The following is a 12,359-nucleotide window of genomic DNA, read 5'->3' as shown; positions in this document are numbered from 1 at the left end:
TCTACTCGGCAGTAGCTTGCAGATCCGCGTTCTGTGACCTGCCGGAAAGAGCTTCCTGCACCCGTATGGTGTCGTCACTGCTCCACCCCGGCGGAGGCAGAATGTCCGCCCACAGATCGACTGCGTCCACACCATACGAATGACCGTGTCCGTCGGGCACCTCTGCGGAGAAGACCATGTCCAGCGTCACCTGCCAGAACGTCACGAACGGGATCCAGCGCATCCCGGGATCCACGTCTGGGCCGAGCGGTTCCCGCAACCAGTCCGGCTTGTGCAGGATCAGGTCGAACGACCACCACGTGATCGGGTCACTCGCATGCTGCCAGAACACCACACGCGGAAACTCCCACTCGGCGGGAAGATCTGCGTCGTCCGGAACGGACGCGAACCGGATGTTCCGGCCGCCGTCGACGACAGGAAGACGCTCGAAGGAACCTTCATCGCGCCCCTCGGCGATCCTCCCCCACGGCTCCGCGAAGTTCGGGGTGCCCACGAGCAACGCACCGTCGGTGAGTTCGACGATCGCATCGCCGGAGGCGAAAGCCGCTTGACCTCCGTATGATCCGAGACTCTCACCGAAGACGACGAGCTTCGGGCGAGTATCCTCGGGCAGGTCGTCCCACCGCTCGTACACCGCGTCGAACAACGCGCGTCCGGCATCCTCTGGAGTTTCCCGGTCAGCAAGGAATGCCAACGGGCTCGGCAGGAACGAATACTGCATGGCCGCAATCGCCGAATCACCACCGCTCACGAATTCGAGTGCACCTGCGACATTCTCATTGACCCAGCCTCGTCCGGTGGTGGTCACCACCGCCACCACCGACCGGTCGAACGCACCCGTGCGGTCCAGCTCCGCGACCACTTTCTCGGCACCCTCCGCGACCGTGTCGGCGGATTCCTTACCTACATACGCGCGGATCGGTGTCAGCGCGGGTTCGCCGGTGGCGTCGGCGATCTCGTCGGCAGTGGGGCCGCCGGCGACGAAAGTTCGTCCCTCGCGTCCCAGTGTGTCCCAGTCTTCGAACGAGTCGGGTGAACCAGACCGCTCGGGTGCGTCCGGTCGATTCACTCCGTCTGCCGTCCCGTGATCGGATGCAGCTGCGGAACTCTCTGCGACCGAGAGGATTCCTCGGTACAGACCGTGGTCGAAAACCACGACGAGCAATACCACGACGACGACGATCGCGGCGACCTTCGCGACCCCGTCGGGCATGAATCGTGCGGAGAACGCGGACAGCCACACCACCCCGAACCGCAGTACGCGTGCCAGTGCGATCAACACGAGTGCCACCACCACAGCGACGGGCAGAACAGGCAGGTACAGAAGGCGTTCGAGTCGTTCGAGACCGACCAATTCGCGGACGATCTGCTGCCACCACGAGCCGAGAACGAGGAAGGCCGGAATCACGACGACCGCGACGGCGGCCAGCACCCACCATCCGTATCGACGTGTCGTTGCGGACCACCGCGGCTGCACACCGCACCTACGCAGAATCCAGGCGACGAGGCATCCGAGTCCGTAACCTGTGGCCACCGAGATCCCCGTGGCAACGCCCTGCAGGTACCACACGCGCGGCAGCAGCGACGGCGTCATCGACTGGGCGAAGAAGAACAGCGCGACCGCAAGTCCGACGGGGTGAAATGCACGGCGAAGAACCATCTCCCTGAACGATCCGACAGCCGATACCCCATCGTGCGATCTCATTGCTGGAGTGTAAGCGGATGCAGGAGGCAGGCGCGGGTTACGGTGATCCCCACTACGGCGTGCCACGCCCTCCCGGAAGTGTTTGGGGGCATGATGTAAGCGAATCGTTACAGGGAGGGTTTGAATGGCAATCGGGGTAGGGCTTCGGATAGGCAGGATTGTCTCCACAGCCGTGGTGGCGTCCAACGAGCCCGGCACCCCGGATCCCGTTGTCATCGCCCGCGACACGGTCCTGCACATCGACCACGACGGCAACTCACAGCTCGGCGGTTCCACACGCACGATCGACGAGGCACGCACACTCTCCGGGTTCCTGTCCCGTGTGGGAGATCCCGGGGGAATTGCCGCGAGCGACGGCCGCGTCTACCGCGCCGAGGACGCCATGGCGACCGCGGTTCACTGTCTCCTCAACGAATGTCACCCGCTCCCCACCTTCGGGGGCATGGACCACGACACCCACCCCGGCTACACCGCCACCTACCCGTCGCATTGGGATCCGGCGAGGGTTTCGGTGCTCCGCGCCGCGCTCGACTACGCAGAATTGCGGCACGTCGACCTCGTCTCCGACGCCCAGGGCGCTGCGACGTGGTACGCCTCGGAAATCTCCGAAACCCCAGGTCTGCTCATCGGTGTCTATCACGTGGACGACGCCGGATCGACGGTCACGCTGGTTCGTTCCGGTGTGCCCGCGGGAAAAGCCTTCCGTGTCGCCGCCAAGGGTGCGCCCTCCCCGGCTGCTCAACTCGCGACGGCGCTCGGGGCGTTCGGATGGATGCCACACAACCTCGATGCCGTCGTGGTCATGGGCGACGGGCTCATCGCACGCGACCGGTCGCACATTCAGGACATCGCGAACAGCCTCGCGACCAAACTGATGGTTCGGAGCCTGGTCGGCCCCGGACCCGAGCAGACCGCTGCACTCGGCGCCGCGATCCTGGCAACGGGCTTCACGCCCGCGCGAGAGAAGAAGGCACGCATCGGTCTACCGCCGTCGTACGACCGAACAGACGTCCTCACCGGAGGCTTCGCGCGCCTGCGCGAAGGCGAGTCCGATTCGGAGGAAGATCCACCTGTGGCAATTGCCTCCACCACCGATTCGCATCCGGACGGAAAATCCTCGACCGGAGGCGCCTCGGCCCCCGAGATGGTGGACGAAGATCAAGAAGCGTTGAGTGGCGCGGACATCCCGCAGCCACCCGTCGGCCCGAAGGTCTCGGCGGCCACGTACGCGCTGGCCGGGATCGGTGCGCTGATCGTCGTGATCATCGTGCTTGCCTTCATGATCTGACCACCTGGTTTCCGACTACTCGGCCGTGTCCTTCCCGGTGATCGACGCGAGTTCCGCTGCGTCCTCCGCACCGAACTTCTCCTCGAGAACCTCCGGTGTGTAGTCGAGATCGATCTCCTGGACGGGCCGCCCACGGGCGGATTCGATCGCCCCCAGACGACGTTGTGCCCTGTCCGCCGCATAGGCGACGAACTCCTCGGGATCGAGTCCGTAGGGCTGTTCGTCGAACTGATCGTTGACCCACCCGATCATCCCGAGGGCCATGGGAAGCAGCTCGTTCATCCGCTCCTGCACCACGTTCCAGTTCGAATCGTCGGCCGCGACGTGTCGTCGGCACGTGAATGTCCCCCACGCCATATGACGGCGTTCGTCGTCGCCGATGCGCTGCACCAATTCCTGCATGCCCGGCAGGATTCCCCGTGTCGTGCACACCTTCTGCCAGGCGTAATAGCCGGTGAGGGCGAGACTGCCTTCGATCACGTGGTTGTAGGTGACGCTCGCCCGCACCTGGTTCGCGGGCGACGGATCGGAGTCGAGCACCTGGAGCGAGTGCGGTAGTTCTTCGTAGAAGAGTTGGCGGTAGTACGGATTGTCCGCCACATACGGATGCAGATCCGACGTGAGGCCCACTTCGTCCATCCACAGCCGGAACACCTGCATGTGTTTGGCTTCCTCGAAACAGAACTGCGTCAGGTACATCTCGTCGCCGATCCTGCCCTCGGCCGCCATCGCACGCAGGAACGGCTGGATGTCCTGGGTGACGGCCTCCTCACCGGCAACGAACTGCGCAACGAGGAACGTCGAGCTGCGCTGTTGCTCCGAGTTCAGATCCGCCCAGTCCACGGCGTCGCGTGAGAAGTCGAGGTCGTGAGGATCCCAGAACTTGGCGTTGCCCTTCGAGAAGAGCCGAAGCGGGAAGGCGTCCCAGTTGAGGCCGCCTTCCCGCAGCGACGCAAACCCCTGACGTTCCTGTGTTATCCACGTCACATCAATCAGGCTAACCCTGCGCGGGGCTGGAGTCACACATTCGGTCAGTTCTCCAAGAGCGCATCCCCCGGATACCCATCGGGCCCATATCCAGGCGGTATGAGGAAGACCGCCGATCCGACCGGAGTGGTCCAGGTGTTGAGTGCGTCGTGCTCCGCGAGCCGCGTCTGCACGGGAACGAACTGTCGATCCACGTCGCCCTGATACGCGGCGAACAGCAGACCTGCACCGTCGTCGTCGTAGTTGTAGGCGCGGCGGAGGAACTGTTCGTCCGCACTGCCCGGCCGGGCCCGAGCGACATGCGACTCCGGTGGGATCACCGGAATCCCGTGGTCGTCGACCATCTCGAAGTCGGCGTCGTCGTGCTCGGCGGTGCCGGTCAGCGGTGAGCCGTCCGATTGTCTGCGCCCCATCACGAGGTCTTTCGCTGGACGGTCGAGCTCATCCCACGTATCGAGCTCCATGCGGATGCGACGCAGTACAAGTGATGTCCCGCCGGCCAGCCACGCCGGCTCGCCCGCATTCCAGACCTGGCGATCGAAAGCCGGGGTCGCCGGTTGCGGATTGACGGTGCCGTCGACCTGGCCCATGAGGTTGCGCATCGTCAGTCCGTCGGGCCGGGTGCCCACCGCATGCCGGAAGCCACGCTGCACCCACCTCACCGACGCACGCGACCGCACGCTCTTGGTGAGCGTGCGCACCGCATGCGACACCGTCACCGGGTCATCGGCACACACCTGCAGCAGCAGATCACCTCCTGACCATCGGTCCTCGAGCCTGTCGATGTCGAACGACGGCAGCGGCCGAAGCCACGTCGGTCGCGCAGCGGCCGAGGCCGAGGCATCGAACGCGGCACTTCCGTAACCGACTGTGATGGTGAGCCGCGCGGGGTCCACCGCCAGCTCGGGTTCGGTGTCGCCCAGTGCAGGTACTCCCTGGGTGAGTCGGCGCGTGTCCTCGGCCCACACCTTCATGACACCGATCAAACCGACTCGATCGACATCCGGTCTCAGGTCGAGTGCGACGAACGTGGCGAAGGTCTGCGGCTCGGTGTCGATTCCCGCCTGGTGCACACCGTGGGGTTCGACGGTGTTCGCGCCCATCCGCTCGGGTACCCGCGTTGCAACGGCGACTCCCGCGCCCGCCGCACCGAGACCGACCGCACCCAGTACTGCGGCACCACCGCCCAGGAGGCGACGACGACTGAAGTCAGCCACTGTGGTCGCCTCCTTCCCCACCTCCGTGACCCGGGGCGTATTCCTCCTGTGCACCCGCGAAGTCCCGGACCTGCGCTGTGAAGTCCTTCGTGGAACCGTCGTCGAAGGTGAGGGTGAAGCTCACGTCCGCTCCGGGGACAATCGGTCCGGTCAGGTCCATGAGCATGAGGTGGTCGCCTCCGGGCGCCAGGCTGTGCACACTGCCGGCCTCGACGACGAACCCCGATTCGGATTCGCGCATCACCATCGTGCCGCCGTCGCCGGCGACCATCTCGTGCAGTTCGGTGCTACCCGCGCCGGGGCTCGTCGCCGACACGATGCGCAGGTCTTCGTCGCCGGTGTTCTCGAGTTCCGCGAACGCGGCGGTCATGCCGGAGTCGGCTGCCTTCGCCCAGGAAGACGAGACGACGAGCGAGTCTGCGGCGGCGGTGCCGTTGCTGTCGGTACTGCATCCCGCGACGAGAACCGCGGCTGCGGTGAGCAGTAGCGGTGTGCTGAAAGTCTTGATCACTGTGGTTCTCCATGCTGTTTCCGGGCATGCGGCGGCGCCGATCGCCGCGCAGCGGCGATCCCGGGAAGGACTCGTGAACGAGGTCGAGATCAGGCCACGACGACCGGTGGACCTCGCGTGCCGAGTCCGGCAGCGGGGAGAAGCACACGACGTGAGTGCGGGCGGTGCGCGACGCACGGGGTGACGTGAGAACGTACGGGCGGGGCGTTGTAAGCGCGTGGGACGAGGCGATGCAGTGCCGCCAGGGCGATGCTGCAGCCCCGCTCGGCGCCGGTGATCAACAAGGCGGCGACGCCCACCGCCGCAAGGTGCGCGGCGACCATGGCGGGACTCGGCGCGTGCATGTGCTCGAACTCGAGAGCAAGTGCGATGTGGCCGAGGATCTGGCCCGCAGCGAGGACCGCGATCACGGGAAGTCGAGTTCCTGCCGCGACTGCTCCGATGGCGACAGCCGCCAGAAGGAGTAGCACCGCCGAACTCTGACCTGGTGTCGCTCCCCCGCCCGCCGCGTGTGCAGCGATGCTCACTGCACCGGAAGTGCCCCCGACGAAGCCGCCGCGCAGATGCGCCACGAGCCTTCGTTCGGTGGACATGAACCCAGGGTACGTCGGTACTACGAACTGTCGTACATGGGCGCCGTTTCACGTGAAACATGCAATTACCCCTGCAGCAGCTGACTCACCCTTGCCGCCTGCTTCACGAGATGGTGACGTTCGGCCAGATTGGGGGCGGACCGAGCCGCTTCGGTATACATCCGCGCGGCGTCCTCGAGATCACCTGCCTTCTCGTGGAGATGCGCTGTTGCCGCGCTGTATCGCGGCAGACCGGGATCCACCGCGGTCAAGGCCGCGAGGCCCGCCACCGGACCGTCGGCCTCACCGACCGCGACGGCACGGTTGAGTGCCACGACCGGGCTTCCGGTGAGCCGGAGGAGCTCGTCGTACCAACCGACGATCTGCACCCAATCGGTTTCTTCGACACGCACCGCGTCGGCGTGCAGGGCAGCGATGGCAGCCTGGGCCTGGAACTCGCCGAGCCGGTCCCGAGCCAACGCAGCCTGCAGAATCTCGACCCCTTCGGCGATGAGTGAGGTGTCCCATCGCGAGCGATCCTGCTCCGCGAGCGGGACCAGACTCCCATCCTCGCGTGTGCGCGCGGAACGCCGGGCATGGTGCAGCAGCATCAACGCCAGCAGCCCGGCGGTCTCCTCCTCATCGCTCATGTCCGCAAGCTGCCGAGTGAGCCGGATCGCTTCGGCAGCCAGATCCACATCTCCCGTGTAGCCCTCGTTGAAGACCAGGTAGAGCACGCGCCGCACCGTTGCCAGATCGCCCGATTCCTCGAATCGCACACCGCTGACGGTCTTCTTGGCACGGCTGATCCGCTGTGCCATCGTCGCTTCGGGGACGAGGTAGGCCGACGCGATCTGCTTGGTCGTCAGACCTCCGATGGCGCGCAGCGTGAGCGCCACCGCCGACGTCGGGGTCAGTGATGGATGAGCACACAGCAGGAACAGGTGCAGCGTGTCGTCGGCGGTCTCGGTCTCACCGGGTGGGGGCTCGATCTCGACTCGCTGCTCGCGATCCCTCCGCGCCATCTCGGAGCGGTACATGTCGAGGAACTTTCGCCAGGCCACCGCGACCAGCCACCCCTTCGGATCCACCGGTGGACGATCCGGCCAGGTCCGGGTCGCCTCGATGAGCGCCTCCTGCACGGCGTCCTCGGCTGTCGCGAAGTCGACTCCGCGATGCACGAGGACGCCGATCACTGCGGGAGTCAGCTCCCTCAGCAGCAGTTCGTCCATGTCACTCGGTGATCGTCGGAGGTGCGGTGAGGAACGGACGCAGTTCGAGCCACTCGTGGATCGGCCTGCCTCCGGCGCCGGGCGCCGCCGACAACTCACCGGCGAGGGCGACGGCGCGCTCGTAGGAGTCGACGTCGATCACCATCCACCCGGCGATGAGATCCTTCGTCTCCGCGAAGGGCCCGTCGGTGGCCGGTGGTCGTCCTTCCCCGTCGTATCGGACGAATGTGCCCTCGGGGGCGAGGGCTTGGCCGTCGACGAATTCGCCGGTCTTCTCTAGTTTCGCCGCGAAATCCTGCATGTACTTCATGTGGTCGTCGACCTCCTGCGGGGTCCACTGATCCATCGGGACGTTGTTCACGGACTCGGGTGCGCCTCGGTAGTGCTTGAGCAGCAGGTACTTCGCCATCGTGGTCTCCTCGGTTCTGTGCAGCCCGCGTGGCCGCATCCACACCTGGGACGGAACTGTTCGTGCGATCTCGACATCGTCTACAGAAGATTCTCCAAAGTTTTCGCCCTCGAGATACCACGCGGTCACCGAGCGGTCCACTCCTCACCAATGGTTGATACCTATGGGGGGTATCGGTATATTGATCTGCGGAACACCTGACGTGCAGCGATCGAGAAAGAGGAACTCATGAGCACCACCACCATCACCGTGACCGGAATGACCTGCGGACACTGCGCGTCGTCGGTCCGTGAAGAAATCAGCGAGATCCCCGGCGTCACCGGAGTGAACGTCGACTTCGAAAGCGGACGCGTCGACATCGAGTCGAACACCGAGATCGACAGCGCATCGATAACAGCAGCCGTCGACGAGGCCGGCTACAAGATCGCCGACTGAATCACCCATTCGGACTCGGACAGGAGAGCCTCCGATGAAAACATCGACGAAGGTCGCCGGATTCGTTCTCGGCCTGGCCGCAGTCTTCACCCTTGCCGTCGGGGCCGGCGCTCTGGTCGGTCCCGAGAACACCACACCCGACACCCCCGGAGACGGGGTTGTACCCGAGAGAGACGCGTCGGTCGCCGGAGGGAGCCCTGCAGGACTGACGGCCACCGACAACGGTTACACCTTCGCCCTGGACACGGCCGATGTCGACGCGGGCACACAGGTCCCGGTGCACTTCCACATCCTTGATTCCGACGGACAGCCGGTCACCCGGTACATCGAAAGTCACGACAAGCAACTCCACCTGATCGCGGTACGACGCGACCTGACCGAGTACGCACACGTACACCCGGTCCTCGACGACACCGGAACCTGGACCGTGCCGCTCGACCTCGATGAGGCAGGGACATATCGACTCTTCGCCGACTTCACCCCTGAGGGCGGCAAGCCCCTGACGCTGGGCGCCGACCTACAGGTGGCCGGACACTTCGATCCCCGTCCACTGCCTCCGCCTACCGCGACCACCACGGTCGACGGCTACACCGTCACACTCGACGGAGTCCTCGTCCCCGACCAGGCCTCCACTATGACCGCGACGGTATTGCGAGACGAGCACCCGGTCACCGACCTGCAGCCCTACCTCGGCGCCTACGGACATCTCGTAGCGCTGCGGGCAACCGACCTCGGCTATCTTCACGTGCACCCGAACGGACATCCCGGTGACGGGATCACTCCCGCCGGACCGGGAATCGACTTCTCCGTCACAACCCCCAGCGCCGGCGACTACCGACTGTTCCTGGACTTCCGACACGACGGAGTAGTGCGGACCGCCGAATTCACTCTGACCGCCGGGCCCGCGCCGTCAACCGGTACCGACACCACTCCTGCGCCCGACAGGCACGGACACTGACCACCACACCCGACGGGAGGACCCGAATGAACTCCATCACCCGCCCGGCAGACGGTCGGATCGAACTCGACATCGGTGGTATGACCTGCGCGTCCTGCGCCAACCGGATCGAGCGCAAACTCAACAAGCTCGATGGCGTCACAGCGACCGTCAACTACGCCACCGAGAAGGCACGCGTCGACTACGTCGGCGAAGTGTCGCCCGCCGACGTAGTCGCCACCGTCGAGGAAGCCGGCTACTCCGCATCTCTTCCCGCGCCTCCCACCGGCGCCGGATCCGAACCCGCCGAAGAACCGGACCCGACCGCCGCATTGCGGCAGCGACTGCTGATCTCACTGGTCCTGAGCATCCCGGTGATCGCGATGGCCATGGCTCCAGCCCTCCAGTTCCCGAACTGGCAGTGGCTCTCGCTGACCCTCGCCGCTCCGGTCGTCGTCTGGGGTGCCTGGCCGTTCCACAAGGCCGCCTTCACGAACCTCCGGCACGGCGCCGCCACCATGGACACACTCGTCTCCGTCGGCACCCTTGCCGCATTCGGCTGGTCGATCTACGCCCTGTTCTGGGGCACGGCCGGAATCACCGGCATGACGCACCCGTTCGAGTTCACCATCGCCCGCACCGACGGCTCGGGAAACATCTACCTCGAAGCCGCCGCCGGGGTCACGACCTTCATCCTCGCGGGACGATACTTCGAGGCCCGATCCAAGCGCAGCGCCGGAGCCGCGCTGCGTGCACTGCTCGAGCTCGGTGCCAAGGAGGTCTCGGTGCTCCGCGACGGAGCCGAGCAACGGATACCGGTCGAGGAATTGGCTGTCGGAGACGAATTCGTGGTCCGGCCCGGCGAGAAGGTCGCCACCGACGGCATCGTCGTCGACGGCTCCTCCGCAGTGGATGCCTCGATGGTCACCGGCGAATCGGTGCCGGTCGAGATCGGACCGGACGACCAGGTCATCGGCGCCACCGTCAACGTGGGAGGACGCATCGTCGTACGGGCCAACCGCGTCGGATCGGACACGCAGCTCGCGCAGATGGCCAAGCTCGTCGAGGACGCCCAGACCGGCAAGGCCCAGGCGCAACGGCTGGCCGACAGAATCTCCGGAGTTTTCGTCCCGATCGTGATCGCCCTGTCGGTCGGCACCCTCGGGTTCTGGCTCGGTACCGGCGGCTCGGTCGCGGCCGCATTCACCGCCGCGGTCGCCGTGCTCATCATCGCGTGCCCGTGTGCGCTCGGGCTGGCGACACCGACCGCGCTGATGGTCGGCACCGGTCGCGGGGCCCAGCTCGGCATCCTGATCAAGGGCCCCGAAGTCCTCGAATCGACCCGCCGCGTCGACACCGTCGTCCTCGACAAGACCGGCACCATCACCGCCGGCAAGATGATTCTGGTCGAGGTGATCGTCGCCGACGGCGAGGACACCGGCGAGGTGCTGCGTCTGGCAGGAGCCCTGGAGGATTCCTCCGAACACCCCATCGCACAGGCAATCGCCAAGGGCGCCCGCGACAAGGTGGGCGACCTGCCGACGGTGGAACAGTTCGCGAACCTCGCGGGACTCGGCGTGCAGGGCACCGTGGACGATCATGCAGTGCTCGTAGGGCGTACACGGCTGCTCGCCGATTCCTCCCAGCACCTGCCCACCGAACTCGACGACGCCATGAAGGCCGCCGAAGCCGAAGGCAGGACCGCCGTCGCGGTCGGCTGGGATGGTCAAGCACGTGCGGTCCTGATGGTCGCCGACACCGTCAAATCCACCTCCGCCGAGGCGATCACCCAGCTGCGGGATCTCGGGCTGACACCGATCATGCTCACCGGCGACAACACCGCAGCTGCCACGACGATCGCAGGTCAGGTGGGGATCGACGAGGTGATCGCCGAGGTTCTGCCCTCCGAGAAGGTCGACGTCGTCAAGCGTCTGCAGGATCAGGGCAAGGTGGTCGCCATGGTCGGTGACGGGATCAACGACGCCGCCGCACTTGCCCAGGCCGACCTCGGGCTGGCGATGGGCACCGGCACCGATGTCGCGATCGAAGCGAGCGATCTGACACTTGTGCGAGGTGACCTGCGCGCCGCTGCGGATGCGATCAGACTCTCCCGTCGCACCCTCGACACAATCAAGGGCAACCTGTTCTGGGCCTTCGCCTACAACGTCGCCGCGCTGCCGTTGGCGGCGATGGGTCTGCTCAACCCCATGATCGCCGGCGCCGCTATGGCTTTCTCGTCGGTGTTCGTGGTCAGCAACAGTCTGCGGCTTCGTCGATTCCGCTCGTCCGCACGATAGGCATAATCGACGATGCGCCACATGACAGCCGGATTCCAGGAGGACACAATGGCCACCCCAACCCCCGCGGCCACACCACCCGATGTTCCTGCGGCCGACTGCCATGGGCACACGGGACACGGATACATCACCGAGAAGGATGCCTATCTCAAGCGACTCAAGCGCATCGAAGGCCAGGCCCGAGGGCTGCAGCGAATGGTCGAAGACGAGAAGTACTGCATCGACATCCTCACGCAGGTCTCGGCGATGACCAAGGCTCTGCAGGCCGTCGCGATGGGTCTGCTCGAAGACCACATCAGTCACTGCGTCGTCGACGCCGCGGTCGCCGGCGGACCGGAAGCGGACGCGAAGATCAAGGAAGCGACGGACGCCATCGCCCGGCTGCTGCGGTCCTGATCTGAAACCCAGAACGACTGAAGGGCGCTTCCGAGAAATCGGAAGCGCCCTTCAACTGTGGAGCCTAGGAGATTCGAACTCCTGACATCTGCCTTGCAAAGGCAGCGCTCTACCAACTGAGCTAAGGCCCCGTTCGCCGAATTACCGGCTGGGTACCTCGTGCCATTCATCCTCACTCCGGAGAATCCGGGTGAGTCCGAAGACCACCAGAACTGCCGTTCCCACCGCAATGAGAACCTTCATTCTGCTGCCCTTTCGGCACGGGGAGTGGGCCTAGGAGGACTTGAACCTCCGACCTCTTCGTTATCAGCGAAGCGCTCTAACCGCCTGAGCTATAGGCCCTCGAACCGAGATGGAACACTACCCCACCGAC

Annotated in this window: 12 protein-coding genes and 2 tRNA genes; 5 read left to right on the top strand and 9 right to left on the bottom strand. The window is 65.5% G+C overall.

Annotated features, from left to right (window positions below; translation table 11 throughout):
• Window position 1 precedes the first annotated feature (1 nt).
• On the bottom strand, window positions 2-1,660 hold the full coding sequence (locus EV641_RS23980) for an alpha/beta hydrolase (protein WP_199233379.1): 1,659 nt from the start codon (window positions 1,658-1,660) through the stop codon (window positions 2-4).
• 169 nt (window positions 1,661-1,829) lie between these two features.
• Here EV641_RS23980 and EV641_RS23975 point away from each other — a divergent pair, with 169 nt between their 5' ends.
• Window positions 1,830-2,993 (top strand): hypothetical protein, encoded by a 1,164-nt coding sequence (locus EV641_RS23975; protein WP_132475143.1) that lies wholly within the window; start codon window positions 1,830-1,832, stop codon window positions 2,991-2,993.
• 15 nt (window positions 2,994-3,008) lie between these two features.
• Here EV641_RS23975 and EV641_RS23970 read toward each other — a convergent pair whose 3' ends face one another.
• The 6 genes from EV641_RS23970 to EV641_RS23945 all read right to left on the bottom strand — a co-directional run bounded on the left by EV641_RS23970 (window position 3,009) and on the right by EV641_RS23945 (window position 7,921).
• Window positions 3,009-3,980 (bottom strand): R2-like ligand-binding oxidase, encoded by a 972-nt coding sequence (locus EV641_RS23970; protein WP_132475141.1) that lies wholly within the window; start codon window positions 3,978-3,980, stop codon window positions 3,009-3,011.
• A gap of 44 nt (window positions 3,981-4,024) precedes the next feature.
• Complete coding sequence (locus tag EV641_RS23965; protein ID WP_132475138.1) at window positions 4,025-5,197, bottom strand: Dyp-type peroxidase; 1,173 nt, start codon at window positions 5,195-5,197, stop codon at window positions 4,025-4,027.
• Entirely contained in the window at window positions 5,190-5,708 is a 519-nt protein-coding gene (locus EV641_RS23960) for a copper chaperone PCu(A)C (protein ID WP_241997430.1), read from the bottom strand. Before EV641_RS23960 ends, EV641_RS23965 begins: the two co-directional genes overlap by 8 nt.
• A gap of 89 nt (window positions 5,709-5,797) precedes the next feature.
• Complete coding sequence (locus EV641_RS23955; RefSeq protein ID WP_132475136.1) at window positions 5,798-6,301, bottom strand: hypothetical protein; 504 nt, start codon at window positions 6,299-6,301, stop codon at window positions 5,798-5,800.
• A gap of 65 nt (window positions 6,302-6,366) precedes the next feature.
• Complete coding sequence (locus EV641_RS23950) at window positions 6,367-7,512, bottom strand: DUF6596 domain-containing protein (RefSeq protein WP_054718883.1); 1,146 nt, start codon at window positions 7,510-7,512, stop codon at window positions 6,367-6,369.
• A gap of 1 nt (window position 7,513) precedes the next feature.
• A complete protein-coding gene (locus EV641_RS23945) occupies window positions 7,514-7,921 on the bottom strand; it encodes a YciI family protein (RefSeq protein ID WP_132475133.1) in 408 nt (135 codons plus the stop codon).
• A 228-nt stretch (window positions 7,922-8,149) separates the two neighbouring features.
• Between EV641_RS23945 and EV641_RS23940 the strand changes: the two genes are divergently transcribed.
• From EV641_RS23940 to EV641_RS23925, 4 genes are read left to right on the top strand one after another with little or no spacing between them, the layout of a single operon-like run.
• On the top strand, window positions 8,150-8,356 hold the full coding sequence (locus EV641_RS23940; protein WP_054718881.1) for a heavy metal-associated domain-containing protein: 207 nt from the start codon (window positions 8,150-8,152) through the stop codon (window positions 8,354-8,356).
• A 34-nt stretch (window positions 8,357-8,390) separates the two neighbouring features.
• On the top strand, window positions 8,391-9,314 hold the full coding sequence (locus EV641_RS23935; protein WP_054718878.1) for a hypothetical protein: 924 nt from the start codon (window positions 8,391-8,393) through the stop codon (window positions 9,312-9,314).
• 26 nt (window positions 9,315-9,340) lie between these two features.
• On the top strand, window positions 9,341-11,590 hold the full coding sequence (locus EV641_RS23930; protein WP_132475131.1) for a heavy metal translocating P-type ATPase: 2,250 nt from the start codon (window positions 9,341-9,343) through the stop codon (window positions 11,588-11,590).
• 48 nt (window positions 11,591-11,638) lie between these two features.
• Window positions 11,639-11,986: a metal-sensitive transcriptional regulator gene (locus tag EV641_RS23925; RefSeq protein ID WP_241997429.1), complete on the top strand. Its 348-nt coding sequence runs from the start codon at window positions 11,639-11,641 to the stop codon at window positions 11,984-11,986.
• 58 nt (window positions 11,987-12,044) lie between these two features.
• Here EV641_RS23925 and EV641_RS23920 read toward each other — a convergent pair.
• Window positions 12,045-12,117 (bottom strand) — tRNA-Ala (locus EV641_RS23920).
• A 137-nt stretch (window positions 12,118-12,254) separates the two neighbouring features.
• Window positions 12,255-12,328, bottom strand: a tRNA-Ile gene (locus EV641_RS23915).
• Window positions 12,329-12,359 lie beyond the last annotated feature (31 nt).

Source organism: Rhodococcus sp. SMB37 (genome assembly GCF_004345605.1).
Classification (GTDB): Bacteria; Actinomycetota; Actinomycetes; order Mycobacteriales; family Mycobacteriaceae; genus Rhodococcus.
Note: the sequence above shows the minus strand (reverse complement) of the source record. Positions and strands in the feature narration are given on the sequence as shown.